We start from the raw sequence: 26983 nt of genomic DNA, 5'->3' as shown, positions 1-26983 counted from the left end.
ATTAGTAATCGATTTATCTCTTTTCACAGACCTGATATGACAAACGAAGAAATCGCAAGCGTCACCGAAACCATTCAATCGGGCTGGATTTCGAAAGGCCCGAAGGTAATCGATTTTGAAAAAAAACTGGGAGAATATATTGGAGCCGAACACGTCATCAGCTGTAATTCAGGCACTGCTGCCTTACATATGGCTTTATTGGCGCTCGGGGTGGGAGAAGGCGATGAAGTCATCGTGCCGAGTTTCACATTCTGTTCCAGTGTAAATGTTATCCTGCATGCCGGAGCCGTTCCTGTGTTTGCGGATATATGCGAGAAAAGTCTATGTGCAGATCCTGAGGATGTCAGGAAGAAAATAACGCCGCGTACAAAAGCGGTTATTGCGGTTCACTTTGCAGGCTACCCGGCTGATCTGGAAAACTTGCAGTCCATTTGTAAAGAACACGGATTGTACCTGATTGAAGATGCCGCTCATGCGCTGGGAACAAAATATAACGGCAGCATGATCGGCACCCACGGCGATGCCGTGTGCTTCAGCTTTTACGCCACCAAAAATATAACGACCGGTGAAGGCGGAGCCCTCGTCATGAAAGACGGACAGGCCGCGGAAAGAGCGAGACTGTACGGCTGGCACGGGATCACCAAAAACGCCTGGAACCGTTACGGTGAAAAAGGCAGCTGGAGATACGACGTTTTATTGCCGGGATTTAAATATAATATGACGGATATTCAGGCCGCTCTCGGTCTGGTTCAATTGAAACGCGCAAATGAAATTCAAGAGAAACGGGAGCAGATCGCTCAATTTTATGTGCGTGAACTGTCCGGCCAACCCGACAAAGCGGGGCTTCCGCTTTCTGACATTCCAACCGGCACAACGCACTCATGGCATTTATTTATTTTGCGGATACGAGAAAACGGCAGCATGGACAGAGATTTGTTTATTGAGAAAATGAAAGAAAAACAGATCGGGCTGAGCGTGCACTTTATTCCCGTGCATATGCATCCTTACTATCAAAAACATTTTCCTGCTGAGCTGCCGGTAACTGAACGTGTTTTCCGTGAGATCGTATCACTGCCTATTTACAGCCAGTTATCAGAAGAGGATTGCAGTTATATTGTAAAGTCTGTAAAAGAAGTTTTGACTATCAGCCAGGAGGTTGGATCATGAAGAATATTGCGATTATCGGAGGAGCCGGTTTTATCGGAAGCGAGCTGGCGTCATTATTACAGTCTAAAGGGTACCGAACCATTATTGCAGACCAAAAGAAGCCGGATTTTGACACTGAATTCCGCCAAACGGATATCCTTGACCGGACGTCTCTTAGAGAATCACTGCGGGGAGCGGATGCGGTTGTCCATTTGGCGGCAATGGTCGGAGTGGACAGCTGCCGAAGCAATGAAGAAGACGTCATACGGGTCAATTTTGAAGGAACGAAAAACGTCACCGAGGTATGCCGGGAATTGGGAATCGGCACTCTGCTTTTCTCATCGAGCTCAGAAGTGTTCGGCGATTCACCTGATTTTCCATATACCGAGACAAGCCGAAAACTTCCGAAATCGGCTTACGGAAAAGCCAAACTGCGATCAGAGGAATATTTGAGAGAACAGGCTTCCGATGAACTTCATATCCGGGTCGTCCGGTACTTTAATGTATACGGGCCGAAACAGCGCAAAGATTTTGTCATCAACAAGTTTTTCAGTCTGGCCGAGAAGGGCTCTGAACTTCCTCTTTACGGAGACGGCGGACAAATACGATGCTTCAGCTATATCAGTGATATCGTCACCGGGACTTACCTCGCGCTCGTTCATGAAGGAGCCGTCTTTGAAGACTTCAATATCGGCAACGACCAGCCGATCACGATCAAAGAATTGGCTGAGAAAGTCAATGTGCTCTCAGGCAGAGAGAAGGATAACTATCAGTTTAAAAAGCTCGGTGAAGACGGCGTGAGAGGAAAAGACATTGAAATTTTTAAACGGGCGCCGTCAATCGAGAAGGCGAAACGTTTACTCGGTTACGATCCGAAAGTAAGTCTGAATGAAGGCCTGGAGATCATAAAAGATGAAAGACAAAAGCACAAGCTTTCACTTTCCTAAAAACCCGGAAGTGGTCAAATATCCCGTTTATCCCGGACAGCTTTCCTTCAGGAACCGTCTGCGCGCGGTGAAGCACTTGCTTACTGCCGGACAAAGCGGACTGACTGAAAAACTGGAAAAACGGTATGGAAAAGGGGTGGTGCTGACCTCCAGCGGCAGTGCGGCATTGGTGCTCGCCTTAACATATTCGGGAGCCGGGCCGGGAAAAGAAGTGATTTTCTCATCCTTCAGCTGTCCGAATGTTATTGATGCCGTGCTCCAATCCGGTGCGACACCTGTTTTTGCACAGTTGGAGGAGCATCTTTCCTTATCGTTTGAGGATGTCAAAAAAAAAGCGACGCGGCAGACATGTGCGATTATCCTCACGCATGTATACGGCCGGAGAGAAAATACCGCCATTATTGATTGGGCGAAGGAACACGGTATTTTTGTCATTGATGATGCCGCTCAAGCCATGTTTACAAAACAAGCGGATACCTATGCCGGCGGTTTGGGCGATTTCGGTGTTCTAAGCTTTGGTCCGTCAAAACCGCTTGCGAGTATCGGAGGCGGCGCGTTAATCGCGCCGGAAGAATTACTGCGGCAGAACGCAGCTCCCCCGATGGAGCGGCGCGGCCAGGTGGCAGATGACTATCGATCCTATATCAAAAATCAAAGAATACAAGCTGTAATGAAGCTGAAACGGCATCATCCCCTTTCATATATTTATAGGAAAGCGGGCATCATGCCTTCCATGAAAGCCACAAAGCTCGAAACGCTGCCGGATAAACCGGCTGTTATACCGGTGCTGCGTATGCATCCGGCAAGGGAAGCCATTATTGACGATCAGTTCTCACGGATTGATCAGCTTGTAACAGCTTCGCTCCGTAACTTACAAGCGGCGGAAGCAATCTTTACGAAGGCGGAAGAGACATACGGCATAAAGATGATCCTGCCTCATGAAGGGGAACACCTGAATTATTTAACGATTGTATTTCCCCGGGATGAAGAGCGGTACGAGTGTTCCGTTTATTTAGCCGAGAGAGGAATTCAAACATGCTGGAACTATTTTCCCCTCGGACGCATTCCCATTTATGAAACATATGCGGAGGATGGAGAGGAAGATCCGCTTTGGAAAAGGGTTCTTTCTCTGCCGTTTAAAATGCCTCTTCAAAAGGAGCAAATCAGATATATAGCCGAATCCGTTTTATCATATGCTGAGCAAAAGAATAAGACTGAATAGTGGTGATATCGATGGAAAAAACAGCAGTATGCACGAGCCGCGAGGCATGGGATCGGGCCGCTGACATGTATCAGGCGGGACTGTTTCAAAGCTATGATTGGGGGACTCTTATGGAAGAGCTCCCAGGCACATCATTTCATCCTGTCAGACTGACAACGGACGGAGGACAAGTGATCTATCTGCCGCTTTTTGAACAGAATGGCGTATTATCCGGCAATATGATCGGATACGGCGGCGTTATTTCAGATCGTCCCATCTCATTTGAATGGCTTCAAAATGAAATTCATGCCATCTTCGGCCAAAACATATCCCGTATGCTGCTGCCATACGGTCAGACTTCTTTTACAGAAGAAATCGGAGATACGTGGACGGAGAAGACGACGCGGATCCTTTCGCTTCCGGACACGTTTGACGAACTTTGGACGGGCATTTCCGGAAAAGCCCGGACGGCAGTCAGGTATGCTGAAAAAGAGAACGTTGTCACCTGTCAGATCGGGCAGGATGAATTGGGAGCATTTTATGAACTTTATAAAGAGCATACGGCGGCAATCGGCGCGGCTTATGTGCTGAGTCAAAGCTTTTTTCAAAAGCTGCTTGACAATTTTTCAGACCGGATGTTTTGGATCGGAGCATACCAGGAGCAAACGCTGATCAGCAGCAGTATTTTTCTCTTTGACCGCTCCCATTTCTATTATTGGCAGAATGTTAACAGCCCTGCGGGGAAAAAAGCGCAGGCCTCTTACTTATTGATGCGTGACGCCCTGCAATTCGCCATTTGCCGCAAACTTCAATGGGCTGATTTTGGCTATTCACACAGTAAAGAAATCGCGAGACCTAAACGATATTGGGGAGCTGAAGAAAAACAATGCCGACTTTTTACGAAACCGGAGTGAAAACAATAAGCGGCCATCAATCCAGTTATCTGCCGTGGTACGGTTTTTTTGAAAAAATGTATAAGTCGGATCTGTTTGCCATTCATGACACGGCTCAATTTGAGAAAAAAGGATTTCTCAACCGCAACAGAATCAAAACGCCGCAAGGCCCCAGATGGCTGACGGTGCCTTTGCAGATGAAACAATATAAAGACATAGAGCTTCGGCATATGAAAATCGATCAGACACAGGATTGGCGGAAAAAACATTGGATGGCAATAAAAATGAACTATGCGAAAGCCCCGTATTTTGAGAGATATCAGTCTTTTTTTCAAGATGTCTATCAGCGGGAGTGGGAATATCTCCATGATTTGAATATGCACATTATTGATTTTTTCCGAAAAGAGCTCCGTATTGAAACGCCGATCTGTTATGTTTCTGAGCTTGAATGCCGAAAAGAGAAAAAAAGCGATTTTGTTTTAGCGCTTTGTCAGGAGCTGGGGGCGGACCGTTATTATTCAGGCAGTCAAGGTTCCGACTATTTAATAGAAAGCGATTTTGAAAGAGACGGAATTATCATTGAGTATCAGCAGATCAGGCATTTTGACTATCCTCAATTATTCGGGGAGCATATTCCTCATCTTTCCATGCTTGATATGCTGATGAACTGCGGGGCAGAAACAGCCGAAGTGTTAGTCAAAGGAGGTCAATATGATGAAAGTAATGGTATTTGCAGCGCATCCCGACGATGAAATTATCGGCGTCGGCGGCACACTCGCCAAACATGTCCGCCAAGGTGACAGCGTGTCGGCGGTCATTATGGCGGAAGGCAAATCATCAAGAAAAACCGATTATGAGAAGCCTGAAGAGTCCGTTATGCAGCATTCTAATCAAGAAACAGAACAGGCGCTCAGCACTCTCGGCATCCATGATTTTGTCAGGCTGAACCTTCCTGATAACAGAATGGATTCAATGGATTTGCTGGATGTCGTGAAGGAAGCGGAGAAACAAATCAGCCGTTTTCAGCCAGACATTGTGTATACCCAGTACGGCGGGGATATTAACATTGACCACTCCGTCGTATTCAGAGCGGTCATGACGGCAACCCGTCCGCTTCCCGGCCATACGGTAAAAAGGGTTTTTGCCTATGAAACATTGTCTTCGACGGAATGGAATTACTGTCAGAAGGATCAGTTCCATGCCAACTTCTTCGTTAATATTGAAGATGAGCTTGAAACGAAATTGAAATCGATGGCATGTTACGGTTCCGAGCTCAGGGACTTCCCTCATCCCCGCTCTTTGCAGGCGATCGAACATAATGCCCATGTGTGGGGGGCAAAAGCGGGTTTTGCGGCTGCGGAAGCGTTTATGCTTGTGAGAGGAACATGGTGACTGTCTTATGATTGCACAAATTCCGTTTTTCGGACTTGATCCGAAGCAGATTGATGAAAAATGGGTGGAAGCGGGATACGGTCTGGAAGCGAATATTTTTGACGGCCGCTCCTTTAGTGAAGCGGATTATCTCAAAACATTCAATCAGACGCTGCAATATGCAAAACAGCTTGATCCTTCATTATTGACGCTGCATTTCCCGACAGATCATGCCGATTATGTGCATGAAGATCACATCAAAAAACAGCTTTATCACTTTGCAGAGCTCGCTGTGAAATACGGTGCCAAAGGCATAACCGTTCATGCGAATCAATTTATGACGGTTGAGGAATTTCAAGTCTATGACCTGGAAGGAAACCGTAAAAAAATCATTGAATTTTTCGCGGAGTTTGATGAGCAGCTGAAAGGGACGGACATTTGGATCGGCGTGGAGAACCTTCCGATCATCGGGAATCTGGGAGAGGATTTTGATCCGATTTTCATTTATCCTGAAGATTTTACAGAACTGGTTCAGCTGGATCTGAAGCATGTCGGCATTACGTGGGATCTGTGCCATTGGGCGATTACCTATCAGACTCACTTGTCTTCTGCGCTTATGTTCAGAAATGACCGGCTGAGATACCCGGATTTCTTTCAGTTTCTCTCGATAAAAGAGAGCATTAAACATTATCACTTCAGCTCGTTTCGCCAGCTTGCGTTCCCTCATGGCGGAGTCCGCTGTTTTGAGGGCCGGCATCCGCGTGAAGGGACAATCGCAGAAGAGCTGCTCAGGCGGGCTGCCGATACATTGCAGGAACTTTATCGGAATCAAGATACCGGCATTGTATTTGAGGTGATGGAAAAGGATTATACCGAAAGACAGGAATCATGGAGAACGCTGGAATGGTTCGGCGGTGTTTCTGATGAACAGGATCAAAAAAGAGCCTGAAATGACGTACCGAACACCGAACTATGCAAAGCTTTGGTGTGCACAGGTGTTTTCCTCCGCAGCGGACGGGGTCTGGCTCATTGCACTGCCGCTGTTAGTGTTAGAATTGACCGGCAGTAAAATTCTTGTCGGCGTTATTTCTTTTATCGAACTCGTTCCGTTAACATTTGGCGTGCTGGCGGGACCGCTGATTGATCGATTCCGAAAAAAGCCGATCTTGTATGTGTGCAATACGGGCCGGGCCGTCATTATGATCCTCTTGGCTGTGCTCAGCGCGAACGATTTATTAACCGTGTGGATAGCCGGAGTGTGCGCCTTTTGTTTATCTCTGCAATCCATGTTGTTTGCGCCCGCGAAAGTCGCGATCATTCCGCTGCTCGTCCGCAAACGGCATCTTGATCAGGCGACATCTCTGATCAATACGAGTGATTTGATCGGCCTCATTGTCGGAAAGTTGATCAGCGGTATCATGATTGCGGCGATTCCCTTCGGATTACTGTTTGCCATAAACGGAACTGCTTTTTTTATCTCCGCGGTATTGATCGCATTTATCCGTATTTCAGAACAGCCCGGTGTAAAAAGCAACGGGGCTGAAGATATGAAGGCCGGCTGGAGAATGCTGAAAGGAAATGCGGCGTGGATGACATCAGTCGGGTATTTTTTCGTCGTGAACCTCGTCATTGCCGGTTTGATTTCAGTAATGGGGCCGATTCTTGCTGTCGAACGTTTTCAGCAGAACTATTCTGTATGGTTTGCCGTTATGTATTCCATGTTTCAGGCGGGGATGCTTTTGGGCAATCTGGCCGTATTTTTCAAATGGAATACAAAACGTCTCAACAGGCTGTACCCGCGGACGTTAACGGCAGCAGGACTGCTCATTATGGTGCTGTTTCTTCCGCTTCACGGGTTTGAGTGCATCATCTTCTTGGTTCTTGGCATTATCATCTCGTATATTGATGTGCAAACGGTGCTGTATTTTCAGAAGACGGTTCCGGCCGCATATTTCGGAAGAGTCTTTGCACTGATTTTTTCAATTGTAAAAATGGGTGAACCGCTGTCGGCGGCTGTTTACACAGGGCTTTTGCTGTTGATGAATGCGGACTATGTTTTTGCGGCGGTCGGACTGACCCTTACGATCGTTTTTGCTATTTTTTCAGTCAGACAGGGGAGTCAAAGAAATACAGAGAAACAAGCGGATCACTCCGTCTGAACCCTATATGAAGGGGCGCCGATTATCAGCCGGCGCCCCTTTTTATCATAAATCCAAATAAAGCCTTATCATATCCCGGCATTGAATGCCGTTTTCAAAAATATCTTCATCATAATGTCTGACAAAAAAATCATGGTCGACAGCCTGAATGCGGAATCCGCATTTTTGATAGAGTGACAGCTGATGAATGCTGGAGTTTCCGGTGCCGATTTCAATCGTGTCAGCTCCCGATTGTTTTGCTTTTTCAATGGCATCCCGCACCAGCTGCTTTCCAAACCCTCTGTTCTGCAGAGATTCTTTTACCGCGATGTTTACGATTTCTATGGTTTTCGGCCTTGTTTGCAATAAGACGTAAACCCCTGCAAGCTCGTCTGACGTCCAAGCCGTATAGCATTCGCCTCTGGCAAGATAATCATCGACAATTTCCCTTGACGGATCGGCCAGCAGCAATAATTCATACAGCGCTTCATCCCGCTCTGCCGCTTTTCGGATGCTCAGTTTTTGCATGTCCGTTTCTCCTCCTTCATTGTGATCGGCAGCTATTTTTTCAAAATAACTCCAAAATCATTCTACTTTATTATAAAATATGAAACATAGGAAAAGTTATACAAGTTTTGCAGATTGAATAGGAGGAAAGTCATGTTTTTTTGTAAATATTGCGGCCGACAGAATAATGAAGAGGCGCATTTCTGTAAAGAATGCGGAAAGCCGATCGGGAAAGGAAGCCGGCTGGAGCGGCAGGCGGCTGAATCCGCATCACAGCCGAGAAAGCCGATCCCTAAAAAAACGCTCTTCTTATGGGGAAGCATCGCCGCAGCGCTGATCTTATTGATTGCCGCATATAAAACCGGAGCCTGGCTGACATCTGAAAAAAGGCTCACGGATCAATTCGAACAGGCGGTTCATGACGGGGATACGAAAAAGCTCGCAGCCCTTCTCACTCCTTCAGACAAAAAATTGAAGCTGAATGAGACCAATGTCAAACCGCTCCTTGCATACGCAAAGAAACACGGTGAACTGCTGGAATCGCTTCGCGGCCATTCATCTGAAAAAGATGCGGTATACGTCAAAAAAGAGGGAAAAACCCTTCTCTTGTTCGACCATTATGAACTGAAAGTCGATCCGGTTTATTTCCGCATCACCAGCAATTATAAAGGCGCCGATCTTTATATCAACAGCGAGAAAATCGGTACGGTCAAAAAAGCTGATGAAGTCCAAACATTCGGTCCGTATGCACCCGGTGTCTATACGGCGGAAGCCAAGCTTCAAAATGACACGGTTGACGTTGTCAAAAAGCAAGAGGAGGAGGCAGCCGGAAGCCGGAATGTTGAGTTTGACCTGCCGTTAGACGCCGAGGATGTGACGTTCACTCCGGCAGACAGCTTCAAAAACGCGAAAGGCGATCTGCTGATAAACGGCAAGTCCGTCCATAAAGATCCTTTTAAGTCCGTTACATACGGCCCGCTCTTAACTGACGGCTCCATGACAGCCGCCGTGGAGGCTGATTTTCCTTGGGGGGAAACAAAAACTGCCGATGTTCCGATCAATGGCACTGACATGGAACTAACGCTAATTCCCGATCAAGATACACAAAAAACAATCATGGACACGATTGTCAAAACAACGAAGCAGTATACGAAAGCCATGGCAGACGGAAATACGGACCAGATGACAGAGGCTGGTTCAGCGTGGAAGGAGCAGACGAAAGAAGTGGTTTCCGGCATGAAGAGTTCCGGCACTTTTTTGAAGGATCAGTATAAAGAGACAAGCTTTGATCTGGACTCATTTGCGATTTCACAAGAGAACGGCCGCTGGCAAGTAACTGTTACAGGTAAAGAGCTTCATGAGTCTGCTTATTTCGACGGGAATACGAAGCCTGATATGGAAGAGGCTGAACCGAGCTTTCATTATGTACTGTCATATGATACAAAGCATAAAAAATGGGTTTTTGAAAAAGCTGATCCAGCCTCAGATTCTTCTGGGGCAAATGTGAAAAAAATAAAAAACGACCAGCCGAAAACCTACACATCCGCATGGGCGTCATCCAAAGGAAAGGCAGCTTCAGGCAGCCTCACGAATGAACAAGTCACATCGTTTATGGCTGATTACCTGACAAATCAATCAAGCGCCGTCAGCCTGAACAATTTCGCCATCATGGCGGGCAATTTGGAAGAGGGAAGCCCTTTGTATGCTGATCAGCAAAAACTGGTTAAAAAACTATACGGCGAGGGAACGACAGAAGTATTTAATGAAGTGAATGTCAAAAGCTTTTCGCAGAACGGCTCCCATCTGACGATTCATACGTATGAGGAGTTTTATATTACGAAAGCCGGCGGCAGTCCGAAGCTCAGAACATACAATTGGACGTATGGCGGCGTTGTGAAAGACGGAAGAATTTATTTAACATCCATTCAATAAAAAAATCCCCGCGCCAACCAGGCGGCGGGGGTTTTCGTTTTTAAAAGAAAAAATAATTCATGAGTTCTTTTGTGTAATGCTTGATTGTGAATTGAAACGTGACGCAAATGATGAAATAGATGACGATAACAGCATAAGTGATATCCGCTTTAGCCGTGAGCTGGTGCTGGTAGCTCGCCAGCATGAGCGGAGGCACGGCAAACGCCGCTCCTAAAAGACCGACAGCCAGGATGGTAAAGCAAACGGTTGTGTGCATCAGCATAAAAATGAGTGCAAGAAGCAAAATAGCCGTAAACGGAATCAAAAACGCCCCGAATCTGGACAGCGAATCTTTAAATGACACCTGCGCGCCGCCGGCCTTCAACGCGATAAAAATCAGGAGATACAGGCAGAATACACATATGGCAAAGGTAAGCGCCGGTTTGATCACAACCGCGGTAAAACTGACGTCACGAAAGCCGTCTGATAAGAGAATATACATCATAATCGGCGTTACCAGACAGAAAAGCACCATGTTGATTATGCTGCTGACAAGCTGTTCACCGCCTGTCGTTTTGCATGTCTGATACGGTTTCTTTAACACATTAAGCACGAATAAGGCAAATTGCTTTGAAGCCTGTTTAGCAGCAGCGCCGGCCTGCATTTGGCCTGAACCGGTCTGGTTGGGCTGGGGCGCACCGCACTTTTCACAAAACTTTCCGCCATCTGTATGATGGCCGCATTGAGGACAATACATTCTAAAACTCCTTTTACATGTAAGATAGGGATTTTGTTTAATATTTACATTATAAAAGAAAATAGGACGGATGTAACGGAGATTTCTAAAGATATACAATTCACTTTCTCTATTATTTGATAATAGAGAAAAAGTACCCATTATGGTAGAATTTTTAACGAGAGTATTGATTCAGGGTGATAGAGGAAATTAACAGATGCTAAAAAAATTAAAAATGCTTTATCGGCTGTTGAAATTCGGAAAAGGCTTATGGAGATAGCAAACGGAAAAAACCGTCCTGTAAGGGCGGTTTTTTTCTGTTTCCGGATCGGCCGGCTGAGGTTACAAGAAGCAGGCACCGGGGTAAAAATCATGCATAAGAAACAGCGGAAAACAAAACATAAATCACAACGGCAAGTCATAAGGAGGTACGCATGTTTTCATTTATCATTCATGTCTTCATTTCCCTGTTTGCAGTGTCCAACCCCATCGGAAACGTGCCGATTTTTCTTTCACTGACAGAGGGCTGCCCGGAGAAAGAACGGACAGCGATCGCACGCAAGGCGTCCGTGCTGTCGTTTATCATCTTGGCGGCATTTTTAATCTTCGGCCATCTGATCTTTAAACTGTTTGACATTAATATTCATGCCTTGCGTATCGCGGGCGGCATTTTTATTTTCGGCATCGCTTATAATCTTCTGAACGCGAAACAATCACATGTGCAGTCCCTTCATCATGAAGAGAAAGGGGAAAGCAAGGAGAAAGCGGATATTTCCGTGACGCCTCTGTCGATTCCGATTATCGCCGGTCCCGGAACGATTGCGACGGTAATGAGCCTGTCGGCCGGCCACGGCGGCATCTTCCATTACATCAGCGTGCTGATCGGTATTGCGGCCGTCATCGCGATGACTTTCATCTTCTTTCACTATTCTTCTTTCATCAGCAACAAGCTCGGAAAAACCGAAATGAACGTGATTACCCGGCTGATGGGTTTGATTTTGGCGGTAGTGGCGATCGGCATGATCGGCGCCGGTCTGAAAGGCATGTTCCCGATATTGGTATCCTGATTTAAAAAAAGCAGCGCCCGGTTATCTGCGGGCGCTGCTTTTTTCTATTTTCGGCACATGCTGAAACACTTCTTCACTCTCAAAAAATTCTATCAAACGGCTCAGCCAGTCATAATAATGAAGCCAGTCCGTCAGTTCGTCCAAAAGCTGACGGGCTTTTTCTTCAATTCCGGGACTGAGGTTTTCCGATTCCAGAAGCTCAGTCAGCTCACGGTTCAGCTTCTTATACAGCATTTTATTTTTGCTGACCGCCTTTGTCCAATTTGCCGTAAACAGGGAGATGAACGTCTGGTAATAATCACGCTCCACGTCGTAAAGGTCTTTCCGAACGCCTTTTTCAAACACTTTTTCAGCCAGATTGGCATCGGTCATCTCGCGGACCACCTGGCTCATCCTCGTTTTGCTCATGCCGGTCGCCTCTGACAGCTCATTTAACGTCATCGGCTTTCGGTTCATATAAATAATACCGAGCACACGCCCCAGTGTGGCCGGCATTCCGAATGTATGCATATTCTCGGCGATTCTCTCAATGAGATGCTCTTCAGCTTGACCGATGATATCAAGAGCGTTTTTTTCCACGGCTGATCATCCCTTCACTGGCTTTTCATGCTGACAATATATCATATTTTTTACAGTTGTTGAAAAAGATGATGCGGCAGGATATGCGAGCTATCCGGAGCGATTGTAAGAACGTCCCCGTTGTCAGCGGGATAACATCAAATAATACGTATATTATATGTAATTTCAACACATTGTAAACTTTTTATTTTATAAACTTCATCTTATAATAAAGATTATACTTTTCAGAAAAATAACGGAATCCTTCGGAGGTGCACGGATTGCTGAGATTAGAAAATGTATCAAAAATCTATAAAGGCGGAAAAAAAGCCGTCAACAGCATTGATTTAAATATCGAAAAAGGCGAGTTTATTTGTTTTATCGGGCCGAGCGGCTGCGGAAAAACAACGACGATGAAAATGATTAACAGACTGATTGAGCCGTCATCAGGAAAGATTTTTATCGATGGCGAAAATATCATGGAGCAGGACCCCGTGGAGCTGAGACGGAAAATCGGCTACGTCATTCAGCAGATCGGACTTTTCCCCCACATGACCATTCAGCAGAACATTTCCCTCGTGCCGAAACTGCTGAAATGGCCGGAACAAAAGCGGAAGGAACGGGCGCGGGAGCTTTTGAAGCTCGTCGATATGGGCCCGGAATATTTAGACCGCTATCCTCACGAGCTGAGCGGCGGACAGCAGCAGAGAATCGGCGTGCTGCGGGCCCTGGCAGCGGAACCTCCCCTTATTCTCATGGATGAACCGTTCGGAGCGCTTGATCCGATTACACGTGATTCGCTTCAGGAAGAATTCAAAAAACTGCAAAGAACACTGAATAAAACGATTGTGTTTGTAACCCACGACATGGATGAAGCCATTAAGCTGGCTGACCGGATCGTCATTTTAAAAGCGGGAGAGATCGTTCAGGCCGGCACTCCTGATGACATCCTCCGAAATCCGGCTAATGAGTTTGTCGAAGAATTTATCGGCAAAGAACGGTTATTGCAATCAAGACCGGACATTGAACGCGTCGAGCAAATGATGAACAAAAAGCCCGTCACCGTTACGGCGGACAAAACGCTTTCGCAGGCGATACAGGTAATGCGGGAGCACCGGGTCGATTCCCTGCTTGTCGTTGATGACCTGAATGTGCTGCAAGGATATGTAGATGTCGAAATCATTGATCAGAACCGGAAAAAAGCAAGCCTCGTCGGCGACGTGCTCCGCTCTGATCTGTATACGGTCGAACAGGGGACGCTGCTCCGCGATACTGTACGCAAAATTTTAAAGCGCGGAATGAAATACGTACCCGTCGTTGATGAACAAAGGCATTTGGTCGGGATTGTCACGAGAGCGAGCCTTGTCGACATCGTTTACGATTCAATCTGGGGCGAGGAAGACCAGCTGGTGACAGGCTGACAAGGGGAGGAACGCTTACAATGAATGAAATGATCAAGTTTTTGCAGACGAACGGCGGAGAGCTGTTATATAAAACGTGGGAGCATTTATATATTTCAATCATCGCCGTCATATTAGGCATTCTCGTCGCCGTTCCGCTCGGAGTGGCGCTGACGAGAATGAAAAAGGGCGCAGGCGCTGTCATCGGCGCCGTCAACATTGTGCAGACCTTGCCGAGCCTCGCGATACTGGCATTCTTTATCCCGCTGTTAGGGGTGGGAAAGCTGCCGGCGATCGTCGCGCTGTTTTTCTATTCGGTGCTGCCGATTCTCCGGAACACGTACACCGGCATTCAAGGCGTAAACAAAAATCTGCTGGAATCGGGAAAAGGCATCGGGATGACGGTCTGGGAGCAGATCAGGCTTGTGGAACTGCCGCTTGCGGTTCCGGTAATCATGGCGGGCATCCGCACATCCACCATTTATCTGATCGGCTGGGCGACGCTTGCTTCTTTTATCGGGGGCGGCGGGCTCGGAGACTATATTTTTATCGGCCTGAATCTCTATCAGCCTGAATATATTATCGGCGGCGCCGTGCCTGTCACCATTTTAGCCATTATCATCGATTATCTGCTGGCGGCGACGGAACGGAAGGTGACGCCGAAAGGGCTGAAAGGACTGAAGGAAGTATCATAAGGAGTTGGCTGTTTTGAAAAGAAACCTAAAGAGATGGATGTGCGCGCTGGCGCTGTCGGCTGCTCTATTTTTAGGCGGCTGTTCCCTTCCCGGGCTGAGCGGGGCTTCCGATGATACGATTAAAATCGGGGCGCAAAGCATGACGGAATCAGAAATTATCGCCAATATGCTCGCACAGATGATTGAGCACAATACAGATTTGAATACGGCATTAATTAAAAACCTCGGATCAAACTATGTCCAGCAGCAGGCGATGCTCGGCGGTGAAATCGATATCGCCGCGACGCGTTACTCAGGAACTGACTTAACGAGCACCCTCGGCATGGAAGCGGAAAAAGATCCGAAAAAAGCATTATCCATCGTGCAGAAAGAATTTGAGAAACGCTTCCATTACAAATGGTTTGATTCTTACGGGTTTGAAAACACATACGCTTTTACCGTCACGAAAGAGCTTGCGGAAAAAGACCATTTAGACAAAGTATCAGATATTAAGAAGTATGCGGATCAATTTAAGCTCGGTGTAGATAATGCGTGGCTGAAACGAAAAGGCGACGGCTATAAGGGCTTCACCGATACGTACGGCTTTGAATTCGGCACAACCTATCCGATGCAGATCGGACTTGTATACGATGCCGTGAAAAACGGGAAAATGGATGCCGTCCTCGCTTATTCAACGGACGGACGGATTAAAGCATACGATCTGAAAATTTTAAAAGACGACAAGCAGTTTTTCCCGCCGTATGACTGTTCGCCGGTCATCCCCGACAGCGTGCTGAAACAGCATCCGGAACTGAAAGGCATTGTGAATAAACTGATCGGCAAAATTGATACGCAAACGATGCAGGAATTGAATTACGAGGTGGACGGCAAGCTGAAAGAACCGTCCGTCGTCGCTAAGGAATTTTTGGAGAAACATCATTATTTTGAATAAGAAATGAGGTGGGGCAAATGGAAGTGCTGCAGCAGCTCGGCACTTATTATTCTCAAAACGGCGCCTATGTGCTTCAGGAGTTTTACCGCCATTTTCTCATGTCGGTATACGGCGTTTTATTTGCGGCGATCGTTGGGATTCCGCTCGGCATCTTCATTGCCAGATACAGAACATTAAGCGGCTGGGTATTCGCGGTGACAAACGTGATTCAGACCGTGCCGGCGCTTGCGATGCTCGCGGTGCTGATGCTTGTCATGGGGCTCGGCGCCAATACGGTGATTTTGTCGCTGTTTTTATATTCGCTTCTTCCGATCATCCGGAATACGTACACGGGAATCGCCAGCATTGAACACGCTTATCTTGAATCGGGAAAAGCGATGGGCATGACCAAATTTCAAGTGCTCCGCATGGTGGAATTGCCGCTTGCGCTCTCCGTCATCATGGCGGGGCTGCGGACGGCGCTCGTCATCGCGATCGGCATTACGGCAATCGGTACGTTTGTCGGCGCTGGCGGACTCGGTGACATTATTGTCAGAGGCTCAAACGCCACGAACGGAACCGCGATTATTTTAGCCGGCGCCATCCCGACAGCGCTGATGGCCGTTATCGCAGATCTTGTGATGGCGTGGCTGGAGCGGGCGCTGAGTCCGGGGAGAAAGAAAAAACGATCCAAAGCGCCGAATGCGGCATGAAAAAAACGCCTTGCGGGTCAGGGCGTTTTTTCTTATGGCTTCGGAACATGCTTGAAAATTTCTTCGCTTTCGAAAAACTCGATCAGGCGGCTGATCCAATTGTAGTAATCAAGCCAATCCTTTAATTCTTTCAGCAGTTCATTGATTTTTTCCTCAGCTTCCTCCGGCACGCCGTTTTCAAGAACGGCCGTCAGTTCGCGGTTCAGCTTTTTATGCATCATCTTATTTTTGCTGACGACCTTGCTCCATGTGGCCGTAAACAGCGTAATAAAGGTTTGGTAATAATCCTGCTCGACGTCGTATAAATCTTTGCGGACGCCTTTTTCAAACACTTTTTCCGCCAGATTGACGTCAAGCATTTCACGGACGGCCTGGCTCATTCTCGTTTTGCTCATGCCGGTCGCTTCTGATAATTCAGTTAAGGTCATCGGCTTGCGGTTCATATAAATAATGCCTAAAATGCGTCCCACCGTCGCGGGCATCCCGAATGTATGCATATTTTCAGCGATTCGTTCTATTAAATGATCTTCGGCTTGTTCGATTACGTGTAACGGATCTTTCTCCAACAGTTTCAATCCTTTCAGTCAGCAATTCCGATGTCAATATACCATATTTTTAAACCGGCGGAAATGCTCTTCCGAGAGAATTTGGCAGTAATTCGGAGCAATAAGAAGAACTTTGCCGGTCAATACGGGTAAATCAGTGCTTACACAACCTTTATATATAATATGGACAAATTGTAAACTTTTTTATTTATAAAGTTTAATTTATAATGGGAAACATTCAATTGTCTGAAAAGTTAAATACAAATTTAACGAATTGAATAAACTTAATCATGGAGGTGTGAGTATTTGCTGACATTAGAAAATGTCTCGAAAACGTATAAAGGCGGAAAAAAAGCCGTCAACAGCATCAACCTGAATATCGCTAAGGGCGAATTTATTTGTTTTATCGGGCCGAGCGGTTGCGGGAAAACGACGACGATGAAAATGATCAACCGCTTAATTGAACCGACAGAAGGCAGAATCCTGATAGAGGGCCGAAACATTATGGAACAAGACCCGGTGGAACTTAGAAGAAGCATCGGCTATGTCATTCAGCAGATCGGGCTGTTTCCGCATATGACCATTCAGCAAAACATTACCCTCGTTCCGAAACTTTTAAAACATCCTGAAAAAGAACGGAAGGAACGGGCGCGGGAGCTTTTAAAGCTCGTTGATATGGGGCCTGAATATTTAGACCGTTACCCTCATGAACTGAGCGGAGGACAGCAGCAGCGAATAGGTGTATTACGGGCACTTGCCGCAGAGCCGCCGCTTATCTTAATGGATGAACCGTTCGGGGCGCTTGACCCGATTACGAGGGATTCCCTTCAGGAAGAATTTAAAAAACTGCAAAAAACCTTACATAAAACCATCGTATTTGTTACCCATGATATGGACGAAGCCATCAAACTTGCGGACAGAATCGTCATTCTGAAAGCGGGAGAAATCGTCCAAGCCGGAACGCCTGATGACATTCTCAGATTTCCGGCGGATGAATTTGTCGAGGAGTTTATCGGCAAAGAACGGCTGATTCAATCATCCAGCCCTGATATTGAACGGGTGGAGCAGATCATGAATTCCGCCCCGGTGACGGTAACACCTGAGAAAACGCTGTCAGCTGCCATTCAGCTGATGCGCGCCGAGCGGGTGGATTCGCTGCTCGTCATCGATGAGAAGAATATTCTCCAAGGTTATGTCGATGTGGAAATGATTGACCGCAAACGAAGACAGGCGGCAACCGTCTCGGAAGTACTTGAGCGCGATCTATACACGGTCAGAAGCGGCACCCTGCTTCGCGACGCCGTCCATAAAATTTTAAAAAGAGGCATGAAATTTGTGCCCGTCATTGATGAAGCCGGCCGTTTAACGGGAATCGTGACAAGGGCAAGCCTCGTTGACATCGTCTATGACTCCATTTGGGGAGAAGAGAAAGAGCTCGCGGTGATGTCATGAGGAGGCTTCAATTGATATGAATCAGACCATGCAATTTTTACAGACAAACGGTGCGGAACTGCTTTATAAAACATGGGAGCACTTGTACATCTCATTAATCGCCGTCATGGCGGGCATTCTCGCCGCCGTTCCGCTCGGCGTCCTGCTGACGAGGATGAAAAGAGGCGCCGGCACAGTCATCGGCATCGTCAATATCATCCAAACTTTGCCGAGCCTTGCCATTCTCGCATTTTTTATTCCGCTTTTAGGCGTGGGAAAGGTCCCGGCCATTGCGGCGCTGTTTTTCTATTCCGTGCTGCCGATTCTCAGAAACACGTATACGGGAATCCTCGGCGTCAACCGGCATCTTCTTGAATCGGGAAAAGGGATCGGCATGACCGCATGGGAGCAGATCAGGCTTGTAGAGCTCCCGCTTGCCGCCCCGGTCATCATGGCGGGCATCCGGACGTCTTCGATTTATTTGATCGGCTGGGCGACACTTGCCTCATTTATCGGCGGAGGCGGGCTGGGAGATTACATTTTTATCGGCTTGAACCTTTATCAGCCGGAGTATATTATCGCCGGCGCCGTTCCGGTCACGATGTTAGCGGCGGCCGTCGACTGCATGCTCGGGATGACAGAACGGAAAGTCACGCCTGACGGGCTGAAAGACATAAAAAACGCTTCATAAGGAGGAGGTCTCTCGTGGGGAATAGATGCAAAAAACGGCTGCTCGCATTCGCCTGTATCGGCATGCTGCTCCTTGGCGGCTGTTCGCTTCCGGGATTGAGCGCCGCGTCGGAGGATACCATCAAAATCGGTGCGCAAAGCATGACCGAATCAGAAATCATCGCGAGCATGCTCGGACAGATGATTGAACATCACAGCGATTTGAAAACATCAGTTATTAAAAATCTCGGCTCCAATGCCGTACAGCAGCAGTCCTTGATAAACGGTGATATTGATATCGCCGCGACGCGCTATACGGGAGACGCGCTGACCGGGACGCTTCGCATGGAGCCGGAAAAAGACCCGGACAAAGCGCTGCGGCTCGTTCAGCGTGAATTTCAAAACAGATATGACATGAAATGGTTTGATTCTTACGGCTTTGATAATACATACGTCTTTACCGTCTCCGGACAGCTTGCCCGCAAATACCATTTAGAAACGGTATCCGATGTCAAAAAAGAGGCGTCTCATCTGAAATTCGGCGTTGATAACTATTGGATGAAGCTGAGAGGCAACGGATATCAGGATTTTATGAACACATACGGAATGTCATTTGAAGGCACGTATCCGATGCAGATCGGCCTCGTTTATGACGCGCTGAAAAGCAGGAAGATGGATATCGCGCTCGCTTATTCCACAGACGGAAGAATCATTGCTTACGGACTGAAAACACTGAAGGATGATAAGCAGTTCTTTCCTCCGTACGACTGTTCACCCGTCGTTCCGAAACGTGTATTAAACGAGCATCCCGAGCTGGAAGGCGTGATCAATCAAATGATCGGCGCGATTGATACAAAGATGATGCAGAAAATGAATTACGAAGTTGACGGCCAATTAAAAGAGCCGTCCGTCGTGGCAAAGGAATTTTTAGAAAAGCATCATTACTTTGAATAACGGAAAGGAGATATGCGGATGGACACGCTGAAAGAGCTGTTTACGTATTACGCTCAAAACGGCAGCTATGTTCTGTATGAGTGCTGGCGGCATTTTCTCATGTCGGCGTACGGCGTCGTTTTCGCCGCCGTTTTCGCCATTCCGGCCGGCATTGTGACAGCGAGGCACGGGCGTCTCTCCGGCTGGGTGTTTGCTGTGGCGAACGTGATTCAAACCGTTCCGGCGCTGGCGATGCTCGCCGTCCTGATGCTTGTCATGGGACTTGGCGCCAATACGGTCATCACGGCTTTGTTTCTGTATTCACTGCTGCCGATTCTCAGGAATACGCACACGGGCATTATCAATATTGAGCACGCTTATCTTGAGTCGGGAAAAGCGATGGGCATGACGAAATATCAAGTGCTTCGCATGGTGGAGCTGCCGCTTGCGCTTTCCGTCATTATGGCGGGTCTCCGAACGGCGCTCGTCATTGCCATCGGCATCACGGCGATCGGCACTTTCGTCGGCGCAGGCGGCCTCGGGGATATGATCGTCAGAGGCTCGAACGCGACAAACGGAACCGCCATTATTCTTTCGGGCGCCATTCCGACCGCGCTGATGGCGGTAGCCGCAGACCTGCTGATGGCGTGGCTGGAACGAGCCCTCAGCCCTGTGAAAAAACAAAAAAGAAAGCTGATCGTACGCTCAGCCTCATGAAAAAAAGCATTCTTCCGCGTGAAGGATGCTTTTTTTGATTTCTTGATTAAATTTTGATAACTGCGCTGTAAAGTCTTACATATCAAATAACAAAGCAGAGGGGTAATCATATGAGCAACATCTTAGAAACGAGACAGCTGCAAAAATCATTCGGCAGACAACAGGCAGTGGCTGATGTGTCGCTATCGGTTAAGCGCAACAGTATTTACGGCCTGCTCGGTCCGAACGGCGCCGGAAAATCAACGACTCTTAAAATATTGACCGGCATCTTGCAGCAAACATCCGGCGAGGTTCTGTTCGACGGGCATCCATGGAAGCGCGAAGATTTGAAAAAGATCGGTTCCCTGATTGAAGCGCCGCCGCTTTACAGCAACTTGACAGCCGCTGAAAATCTGAAAGTCCGCTGCGTGATGCTCGGGCTTCCTGATTCAAGAATTGCGGAAGTGCTGGAAATCACGGGATTAACGGGAACCGGAAAAAAGCGCGCCGGCCAATTTTCCATGGGAATGAAACAGCGTCTCGGCATTGCGTTGGCATTAGTCAACCGTCCGTCGCTCTTAATTCTTGACGAGCCGACAAACGGATTGGACCCGATGGGGCTTCAGGATTTGCGGGAATTTATCCGCTCCCTGCCCGGACAGGGAATGACGGTGATTTTATCAAGCCACCTGTTATCAGAAGTCGAGCAGATCGCAGACCATATCGGAATCATCAGTGACGGTGTTTTGGGATATCAGGGAGAAATCAGCCGGGAAGACGATCTGGAGCAGCTGTTTCTGGAGGTAGTCAAATCAACACGGGAGAAAGCGGGGACAGGAAAATGATTCAGTACATGCAGGCGGAACACCTTACATCTAAAAGAACATTTATCAGAAAGCTGATCATTCTGATTCCGCTTCTGAACACAGCTTTTTCTTTTCTGCTGAATACAGCCTATTTTATGACGGGCACGTTCAATTGGTGGGCGGTTATTTTCATGCCGCTCATGATTGCTCTAATGTGCGGTTTATCTGTTAAAAAAGAGAAAAAATCTGCGATTGACCGCGCGGTGTACTCATTGCCGGCAGGCTTAAAAAGCATCTGGCTCTCAAAAATAAGCTTGATCGCGCTGTATTCACTTCTGTCGCAAATCGTCTTTTTCATCATCATGTTTTTACTAGGCCTTGTGTTTCCGGGAATTGCTGCGCTGCAGCTGAAAGGCGTTGAAGCGGGCTCCCTTTTATGGCTGACGACGCTTTGGGAAATCCCATTGTGCTTATGGATTGCCAGACAGTTCGGGTTTACGGCAGTCATTCTCGTGAATATGATCGCCGCCTTTGTTTTGGGTATTGTGCCGGCGTCCGGTTCATTGTGGTGGCTGAGTCCATGGAGCTGGTCAGTCCGGGTGATGTCACCGATTCTCGGAATCCATCCGAACGGAATTCCGCTTCCCGCAGACAGCGGCTTATTAAACGGAAATGTGATCTTTCCGGCTATTATTCTTTCTATCCTTTCTTTTATCGCAATAAGTTTGATTTCCGCCGTGCCTTTTGCAAAAGGGGGAAACCGGTCATGACCATGCTTTTCAGATCTATGTGGGCCGATGTATTAAAAATGAAGCGCACACCGCTCATATGGATGCATGCGGCAGCGCCGGCCGTATGCGCGGGATTTTTCCTGTTGTATATGTATGGAAGGATTCAGGAGCCTTATGTGCTGTACAGCGACTTTTTCAACGCGATTGCCGTTTTATACCCTTTAATCATCAGTATTGTCTGCGGCATGTCTGCCTCGGTTGAGGAACAGGCGGGTCATTTTCAGATGATGCTGGCGGTTCCGCATTCTAAAATCGTCAGTTTTGCGGGCAAGCTGCTTCTATTGCTGCTGTTGAATGTGTTATCGATAGGTCTTGCCATCTGTCTTTATTTGGCGGGGATGAAATTTGTTCTTCACATTAATGACCTTCCGTACTTTCTCTTTTTAAAGGGAGGGGCGTGGCTGATTGCCGGCAGTATTCCGCTTTATATGATGTCTTTTTTTGTCGGCATACAGTACGGCATGGGACCGTCCGGGCTTTTAGGGGGAGCGGGTTTATTAATGGCGGCGCTGATGAATACAGGATTGGGCGATGTCATCTGGCGTTTTTTCCCGTGGGCATGGAGCGTGCGGCTGTCGGGCCTTGCAGGACTGCTGCATTTTGACAAAGTCAAAAAAGAGTTTCTCCCTTATGTGAGATACGATATGAGATTCGGAGAATTAATGTTATATTTTTCTATAGTGATATTATGTCTGGCCGGTCTCCATTGGTGCAGAAGATGGGAAGGGCGGCGTTCATATGAATAAAGGCAAGGAGCGATTCGGCCGGTGGCAAACATTTTAGCGGTAGATGATGAAAAAGATATTCTCGTTCTGATCAGAAACATTTTACAGCGTGATCAGCATACAGTAACGATTCTGGAAAAAGCGGAAGATCAGTCATTGGATTTTTTTCAAGGCTATGATTTGATTCTTCTTGATGTCATGATGCCCGGAACGGACGGGATTGAACTCTGCCGGAGGATTCGGCCGCTGGTGGACAGCCCGATCCTGTTTTTAACGGCAAAGTCTGACGAAGAATCCATTGTGAAAGGCCTCATGACAGGCGCTGATGATTACATCACAAAGCCGTTCGGCGTACAGGAATTGATGGCAAGGGTAAACGCGCATGTCAGAAGGGAACAGCGGGAAAAGCGTCAGACAAAACGTCTGATATCAGGCTTCATGTTTGATTTTGACAATAAAGAAGTATGGTTTGATGACCGGAAGCTGCCTCTTACGAAAAACGAATATAAAATCGTAGAATTTCTGGCACAGCATAAAAACAGAACATTCTCACGGGAGCAGATTTACGAGGAAGTGTACGGCTTGGACGGCGATGCGCTCTATTCAACCATTACGGAGTTTATCAGAACCATCCGGAAAAAATGTAAAGAACACGGGGCTGATCCGATCAAAACGGTGTGGGGTGTCGGATACAAATGGGAATAGCCAAAGGAAAATCCAGCATCCGCAAAGAGCTTGTCAAATTTACCATCACGCTGTGTCTGAGCACGATGGGGGTGGCGGCATTATGCGTCGCCTTAAATGCCATTGCCCTGAATGCCGGAGCGATCCTGCCGGCAAATTACAGCGAGCATGAGGCGGAACAGATCAAGCCCCGCCTGAAATCGGCGGAAAAGATAACAGAAGACATGATCCCCGACGGTATGACATACGCCGTTTTTGATAAAAAAACAAAGCGGATGACGAAAGGAACGATGACGGAAAAAGACGCGGTAAGCGCCAGAAAAAAGATCCAGCATCAGCCGTATTTTAATTATGCTCAAAAAGGATTCATGGTGGTTGATCGGAAAAATGAATACGGCGTTCTCCAATATTCACTCAGGTCGGAATTTCAGTCGCCGCTGCTAAGGCGCTATCTGCCCAATTATGAATGGACGGGCCTTGCGGTTCTGATCACTTTGCTTCTTTTAACCGTGTTTATCGTAACGACGCGATTCGCCAATCAGCTGAGACGGCATTTCAGCACACTCAGCTCCATTACGGCAAGCATTCAAAAACAGAATTTAAATATCAATCCCAAAAGGCCGCGCATCAAGGAATTTGACGATGTCATTGACTCTCTGCTGAAAATGAAAGACGCGCTTCAGGCATCTCTGGCGGCGCAATGGGAGGCTGAGCGGATAAAGAAGGAACAGATCGGCGCGCTTGCGCATGATATTAAAATTCCGGCAACGATCATTAAAGGAAATGCCGAGCTGCTTCAGTTAACAGAACCAGATGAGGAGCAGACGGAATACACGCAGTATATCCTTGATGCCGGAAACAAAATCGAGCAATATGTCGGGCAGCTGATTCAGCTTTCTAAAGCGGAGGAGGCAGTTGCCGTTCATCTGGAATATACCGATCTCAAAGAGTGGGCTCAAAACATATATCGTGACGCGGCGGCGCTTGCGGGGCCGAAACAGATTGATCTCGTCCTCAGTGAGCGGGGCATTGACCGAAAAGAAGCGCCGATTGATCAAGAACTGCTCCGCAGGGCGGTCATGAATATCGCGGCGAATGCGGTCGACTATACGCCGGAAAGAGGAGAAATCCGTGTGGACATCCTATGCACCGATACCGCACTCAGTATTGCCGTATCCGACAGCGGAAGCGGGTTCTCGCAGGAAGCGCTGAAAAGGGCGACACAGCTTTTTTACACGGAGGATAAAAGCAGACATTCGGCGGGGCATCACGGCATGGGGCTTACATTTGCCCATCATGTCGTACATCTTCACCACGGCGAATTAATACTTGAAAATCAAGAGTCTGGAGGAGCCCATGCGGAAATCCGAATTCCGCTGGAAGGCATCAGACAAAAACAAGCCCTGCACGCATGAGGGCTTGTTTTCCTGTTTAAGAAAGGCAAAATGAAAAACGGCTGTCCGTTTGAGAGATCAGCCGCTTATGCGGAAAAGCGTTTATCAGGAAGGATCAATCCATGTTGAAGACCACTTGGAAATTTCCTCTAAAATAGGGGCTAATGCACAGCCTTTTTTCGTTAAAGAATACTCAATACGGACAGGCGTTTCGGGGATAACATCCCGTTTGATGACACCTTCTGTTTCAAGTTCTTTCAGACGTTCTGACAAGACTCTTCCGCTTAAATTCGGAAGCGCCGCTTCAATTTCGCTAAATCGCTGCTGTCCGTTCAATAACTGAAAGACGATTAGAGCCACCCAGCGTTTACTTAGGATGTCGACCGCTTTTTCGAATCTGGGGCACATTTCTGATTGGTTCATGCTTTTTCACCTCGTCTTCTGCTATTATACCGCAAAATCGGAGGGAACGTACGTCTGGCGCTTGTTAAGTTGAGGAGAGGATCAAAAAGAGGATGAGGAATCCGGGGAGCGCTTTTTCGCTTCAGCCGCGATAAAATCAAAGTATTTGCTGACGCTTTCAATATCTTCCTTTGTGAAGTGCTGCCACTTTTTGCTGTCAAACAGCGGCAGATGCTCCGCGCCTCTGTCAACGGCGGTCTGATAGATGGCGCGGATGGATTGATAGCTTTCGGATGTTTCGCGGATTTCCTCCTGAAACGCCTTGATGTGTCCGGCCCGCGCCATTAACTCTTCGTACGGAATTTTTAATGTGTCCGCCAATTTCTTGATGGTCGCCGGTTTAGGAATGCCCCGGTGCCCGTTTTCAATTCTGGAAATGGTCGCCGAGCTGACGCCGGAATAGACGGCAAGCTGATTGACGGTAAGCTTCCGGGCGCGGCGCAGCTCTCTTAATTGCTTTCCGAATGTATTCAATAAGATCGCCTCACATGTGCAAAGTCATGAGTCTTCATTTTTTCTTTTTTTGGCTTCCGCTGACAAGAACGCAAAGTATTTATCAAGCAGAACCAAGTCTTCTTTCGACAGGTGCCGCCAGTTCTCCCGCTCCAAAAGTGATAAATCATCCAGCTCATACGTTTCGGCTTTTTCCAGCAAGGTGCAGCCTGTGTCGTATGAGGCTCTCGTTTCCTGAACGGTCTCTATGTATCCCGCCGTCTGCATCAATTCCTCATACGGGATTTTTAACGCATCTGCGAGCTTTTTAATGGTTGCAGGTTTCGGCACCCCGCGCTTGCCGTTTTCAATCCGCGAGATTCCCGCGGCGCTGACGCCTGAATACGTTGCCAGCTGGTTCACTGTCAGATGCCGTTTTTCCCGCAATGTCCGTAATTGTTTCCCGAAGCTTTCCACAGTCTCTCCCCCTCCCGCGGTCTATTTATATTCTAGTATGTTTATTGACTAAAGGGAATAGTCAGGCTGGAAAAGTATTGACAAAAGTTAACAAAAGCCGTATCTTATGTATAAGAAAGAAAGTATTTGACAGAACGGAAGGTGAAGAAAGTGGTCGAAAAGATACAGATCAGAAGAGATTATGTGCTGCAGTATATGGTCAATAATGACTACTCGTTAAACCAGCTTGCCCTGGAGATCGGAATATCTCCCGCCACACTGAGCCGTGTACTGAATGGAGAGCGGAGGCCGGGCCAGCTGGTCATCGGAAAGATGCTCTATTACTTTGACATGAAGTTTGAAGATCTTTTTTACTACGATTTTGTTGACAAAAGTCAACGGTGATGAAAGATTCAAATTGCATTTCCGTTTTTCTGACATGATGTGCACCGATACGGCGTGACATGCCTTTGCTTTTCATGTAAAATAGAAGCAATGTAGGCCAGTCAGTCTGGAGGTGTATGGGATGCACACTTTATTGATTACCTTATTGGTTATCGTCAGTATTGCACTTATTATTGTCGTATTGCTTCAATCCAGCAAAAGCGCCGGTTTATCGGGTGCGATTTCAGGCGGGGCGGAGCAGCTTTTCGGAAAACAGAAAGCAAGGGGCCTTGATCTGATTCTTCACCGCACAACCGTTGTGCTGGCAGTCTTGTTTTTCGTGTTGACGATTTCGCTGGCGTATATCGTATAAGGCAATGTT

Annotated in this window: 32 protein-coding genes; 25 read left to right on the top strand and 7 right to left on the bottom strand. The window is 47.4% G+C overall.

Annotated elements, in window-relative coordinates; translation table 11 throughout:
* The first annotated feature begins 36 nt into the window (after positions 1-36).
* Genes ABDB98_RS16110 through ABDB98_RS16075 form a run of 8 tightly spaced genes read left to right on the top strand, consistent with a single transcriptional unit; the run spans position 37 to position 7717 of the window.
* Entirely contained in the window at positions 37-1167 is a 1131-nt protein-coding gene (locus ABDB98_RS16110) for a DegT/DnrJ/EryC1/StrS family aminotransferase (protein ID WP_438420668.1), read from the top strand.
* On the top strand, positions 1164-2093 hold the full coding sequence (locus ABDB98_RS16105) for an NAD-dependent epimerase/dehydratase family protein (RefSeq protein WP_438420667.1): 930 nt from the start codon (positions 1164-1166) through the stop codon (positions 2091-2093). Before ABDB98_RS16110 ends, ABDB98_RS16105 begins: the two co-directional genes overlap by 4 nt.
* Positions 2059-3315: an aminotransferase class V-fold PLP-dependent enzyme gene (locus tag ABDB98_RS16100; protein WP_438420666.1), complete on the top strand. Its 1257-nt coding sequence runs from the start codon at positions 2059-2061 to the stop codon at positions 3313-3315. Before ABDB98_RS16105 ends, ABDB98_RS16100 begins: the two co-directional genes overlap by 35 nt.
* An 11-nt stretch (positions 3316-3326) precedes the next feature.
* Positions 3327-4208, top strand: coding sequence for a GNAT family N-acetyltransferase (locus tag ABDB98_RS16095; protein WP_438420665.1), 882 nt, complete (start codon positions 3327-3329; stop codon positions 4206-4208).
* Positions 4181-4939, top strand: coding sequence for a WbqC family protein (locus tag ABDB98_RS16090; RefSeq protein ID WP_438420664.1), 759 nt, complete (start codon positions 4181-4183; stop codon positions 4937-4939). The genes ABDB98_RS16095 and ABDB98_RS16090 overlap by 28 nt, the downstream gene beginning before the upstream one ends.
* Positions 4902-5579 carry a PIG-L deacetylase family protein gene (locus tag ABDB98_RS16085; RefSeq protein WP_438420663.1) on the top strand — a complete coding sequence of 226 codons (678 nt, stop codon included), beginning with the start codon at positions 4902-4904 and terminating at the stop codon, positions 5577-5579. Before ABDB98_RS16090 ends, ABDB98_RS16085 begins: the two co-directional genes overlap by 38 nt.
* A gap of 7 nt (positions 5580-5586) precedes the next feature.
* Positions 5587-6507 (top strand): TIM barrel protein, encoded by a 921-nt coding sequence (locus ABDB98_RS16080; protein WP_438420662.1) that lies wholly within the window; start codon positions 5587-5589, stop codon positions 6505-6507.
* Positions 6482-7717, top strand: coding sequence for an MFS transporter (locus ABDB98_RS16075; RefSeq protein ID WP_438420661.1), 1236 nt, complete (start codon positions 6482-6484; stop codon positions 7715-7717). The genes ABDB98_RS16080 and ABDB98_RS16075 overlap by 26 nt, the downstream gene beginning before the upstream one ends.
* A gap of 45 nt (positions 7718-7762) precedes the next feature.
* Here ABDB98_RS16075 and ABDB98_RS16070 read toward each other — a convergent pair whose 3' ends face one another.
* Positions 7763-8224, bottom strand: coding sequence for a GNAT family N-acetyltransferase (locus ABDB98_RS16070; protein WP_438420660.1), 462 nt, complete (start codon positions 8222-8224; stop codon positions 7763-7765).
* Positions 8225-8356: 132 nt separating this feature from the next.
* Between ABDB98_RS16070 and ABDB98_RS16065 the strand changes: the two genes are divergently transcribed.
* Entirely contained in the window at positions 8357-10135 is a 1779-nt protein-coding gene (locus tag ABDB98_RS16065; RefSeq protein WP_438420659.1) for a zinc ribbon domain-containing protein, read from the top strand.
* Between the two features lie 40 nt (positions 10136-10175).
* Here the strand turns inward: ABDB98_RS16065 and ABDB98_RS16060 are convergent, their stop codons facing one another.
* A complete protein-coding gene (locus ABDB98_RS16060) occupies positions 10176-10871 on the bottom strand; it encodes a zinc ribbon domain-containing protein (protein WP_326351477.1) in 696 nt (231 codons plus the stop codon).
* 413 nt (positions 10872-11284) lie between these two features.
* Here ABDB98_RS16060 and ABDB98_RS16055 point away from each other — a divergent pair, with 413 nt between their 5' ends.
* Positions 11285-11917: an NAAT family transporter gene (locus tag ABDB98_RS16055; protein ID WP_438420658.1), complete on the top strand. Its 633-nt coding sequence runs from the start codon at positions 11285-11287 to the stop codon at positions 11915-11917.
* Positions 11918-11938: 21 nt separating this feature from the next.
* Here the strand turns inward: ABDB98_RS16055 and ABDB98_RS16050 are convergent, their stop codons facing one another.
* On the bottom strand, positions 11939-12496 hold the full coding sequence (locus ABDB98_RS16050) for a GbsR/MarR family transcriptional regulator (RefSeq protein WP_438420657.1): 558 nt from the start codon (positions 12494-12496) through the stop codon (positions 11939-11941).
* A gap of 260 nt (positions 12497-12756) precedes the next feature.
* On the opposite strand from ABDB98_RS16050, the gene opuCA reads away from it, so the two are divergent.
* Genes opuCA through opuCD form a run of 4 tightly spaced genes read left to right on the top strand, consistent with a single transcriptional unit; the run spans position 12757 to position 16193 of the window.
* Entirely contained in the window at positions 12757-13896 is a 1140-nt protein-coding gene (gene opuCA, locus ABDB98_RS16045; RefSeq protein ID WP_016937896.1) for an osmoprotectant ABC transporter ATP-binding protein OpuCA, read from the top strand.
* A gap of 20 nt (positions 13897-13916) precedes the next feature.
* Positions 13917-14570 (top strand): ABC transporter permease, encoded by a 654-nt coding sequence (locus ABDB98_RS16040; protein ID WP_045925938.1) that lies wholly within the window; start codon positions 13917-13919, stop codon positions 14568-14570.
* Between the two features lie 37 nt (positions 14571-14607).
* Positions 14608-15501, top strand: a complete 894-nt coding sequence (gene opuCC, locus ABDB98_RS16035) for an osmoprotectant ABC transporter substrate-binding lipoprotein OpuCC (protein WP_438422160.1) — start codon at positions 14608-14610, stop codon at positions 15499-15501.
* Positions 15502-15518: 17 nt separating this feature from the next.
* Entirely contained in the window at positions 15519-16193 is a 675-nt protein-coding gene (opuCD, locus tag ABDB98_RS16030; protein ID WP_060964245.1) for a glycine betaine/carnitine/choline/choline sulfate ABC transporter permease OpuCD, read from the top strand.
* A gap of 32 nt (positions 16194-16225) precedes the next feature.
* Here opuCD and ABDB98_RS16025 read toward each other — a convergent pair whose 3' ends face one another.
* A complete protein-coding gene (locus tag ABDB98_RS16025; RefSeq protein WP_003151660.1) occupies positions 16226-16759 on the bottom strand; it encodes a GbsR/MarR family transcriptional regulator in 534 nt (177 codons plus the stop codon).
* A gap of 285 nt (positions 16760-17044) precedes the next feature.
* Between ABDB98_RS16025 and ABDB98_RS16020 the strand changes: the two genes are divergently transcribed.
* From ABDB98_RS16020 to ABDB98_RS15980, 9 genes are all read left to right on the top strand, one after another.
* The gene (locus tag ABDB98_RS16020) at positions 17045-18190 is read left to right on the top strand and encodes a betaine/proline/choline family ABC transporter ATP-binding protein (protein ID WP_438420656.1); all 1146 of its coding nucleotides are present in this window, start codon (positions 17045-17047) and stop codon (positions 18188-18190) included.
* Between the two features lie 16 nt (positions 18191-18206).
* Complete coding sequence (locus tag ABDB98_RS16015; RefSeq protein ID WP_438420655.1) at positions 18207-18860, top strand: ABC transporter permease; 654 nt, start codon at positions 18207-18209, stop codon at positions 18858-18860.
* A gap of 62 nt (positions 18861-18922) precedes the next feature.
* Complete coding sequence (locus ABDB98_RS16010; RefSeq protein WP_438422159.1) at positions 18923-19792, top strand: osmoprotectant ABC transporter substrate-binding protein; 870 nt, start codon at positions 18923-18925, stop codon at positions 19790-19792.
* Between the two features lie 18 nt (positions 19793-19810).
* Positions 19811-20488, top strand: coding sequence for an ABC transporter permease (locus tag ABDB98_RS16005; protein WP_049627419.1), 678 nt, complete (start codon positions 19811-19813; stop codon positions 20486-20488).
* 110 nt (positions 20489-20598) lie between these two features.
* On the top strand, positions 20599-21312 hold the full coding sequence (locus ABDB98_RS16000; RefSeq protein WP_438420654.1) for a lantibiotic protection ABC transporter ATP-binding protein: 714 nt from the start codon (positions 20599-20601) through the stop codon (positions 21310-21312).
* The gene (locus tag ABDB98_RS15995) at positions 21309-22043 is read left to right on the top strand and encodes a lantibiotic immunity ABC transporter MutE/EpiE family permease subunit (RefSeq protein WP_438420653.1); all 735 of its coding nucleotides are present in this window, start codon (positions 21309-21311) and stop codon (positions 22041-22043) included. The genes ABDB98_RS16000 and ABDB98_RS15995 overlap by 4 nt, the downstream gene beginning before the upstream one ends.
* Positions 22040-22810: a lantibiotic immunity ABC transporter MutG family permease subunit gene (locus ABDB98_RS15990; RefSeq protein ID WP_438420652.1), complete on the top strand. Its 771-nt coding sequence runs from the start codon at positions 22040-22042 to the stop codon at positions 22808-22810. Before ABDB98_RS15995 ends, ABDB98_RS15990 begins: the two co-directional genes overlap by 4 nt.
* Positions 22811-22831: 21 nt before the next feature.
* On the top strand, positions 22832-23494 hold the full coding sequence (locus tag ABDB98_RS15985) for a response regulator transcription factor (protein WP_016937907.1): 663 nt from the start codon (positions 22832-22834) through the stop codon (positions 23492-23494).
* On the top strand, positions 23485-24888 hold the full coding sequence (locus ABDB98_RS15980) for a sensor histidine kinase (protein ID WP_438420651.1): 1404 nt from the start codon (positions 23485-23487) through the stop codon (positions 24886-24888). The genes ABDB98_RS15985 and ABDB98_RS15980 overlap by 10 nt, the downstream gene beginning before the upstream one ends.
* Positions 24889-24972: 84 nt before the next feature.
* Here ABDB98_RS15980 and ABDB98_RS15975 read toward each other — a convergent pair whose 3' ends face one another.
* The 3 genes from ABDB98_RS15975 to ABDB98_RS15965 form a co-directional block, all read right to left on the bottom strand.
* Positions 24973-25290 carry a winged helix-turn-helix transcriptional regulator gene (locus ABDB98_RS15975; protein ID WP_016937909.1) on the bottom strand — a complete coding sequence of 106 codons (318 nt, stop codon included), beginning with the start codon at positions 25288-25290 and terminating at the stop codon, positions 24973-24975.
* Between the two features lie 81 nt (positions 25291-25371).
* A complete protein-coding gene (locus ABDB98_RS15970) occupies positions 25372-25803 on the bottom strand; it encodes a helix-turn-helix domain-containing protein (RefSeq protein WP_016937910.1) in 432 nt (143 codons plus the stop codon).
* A gap of 24 nt (positions 25804-25827) precedes the next feature.
* Positions 25828-26238, bottom strand: a complete 411-nt coding sequence (locus ABDB98_RS15965; RefSeq protein ID WP_045925948.1) for a helix-turn-helix domain-containing protein — start codon at positions 26236-26238, stop codon at positions 25828-25830.
* A 195-nt stretch (positions 26239-26433) separates the two neighbouring features.
* Between ABDB98_RS15965 and ABDB98_RS15960 the strand changes: the two genes are divergently transcribed.
* Both ABDB98_RS15960 and secG read left to right on the top strand, forming a co-directional pair.
* Positions 26434-26622, top strand: a complete 189-nt coding sequence (locus tag ABDB98_RS15960) for a helix-turn-helix domain-containing protein (protein WP_095241444.1) — start codon at positions 26434-26436, stop codon at positions 26620-26622.
* A gap of 121 nt (positions 26623-26743) precedes the next feature.
* Positions 26744-26974 carry a preprotein translocase subunit SecG gene (gene secG, locus ABDB98_RS15955; RefSeq protein ID WP_013353627.1) on the top strand — a complete coding sequence of 77 codons (231 nt, stop codon included), beginning with the start codon at positions 26744-26746 and terminating at the stop codon, positions 26972-26974.
* The last annotated feature ends 9 nt before the right edge of the window (positions 26975-26983 follow it).

Source organism: Bacillus siamensis (assembly GCF_051628075.1).
GTDB lineage: Bacteria > Bacillota > Bacilli > Bacillales > Bacillaceae > Bacillus > Bacillus siamensis.
The sequence above is the reverse complement of the archived record's forward strand: the minus strand, read 5'-3'. Positions and strand labels throughout refer to the sequence as shown.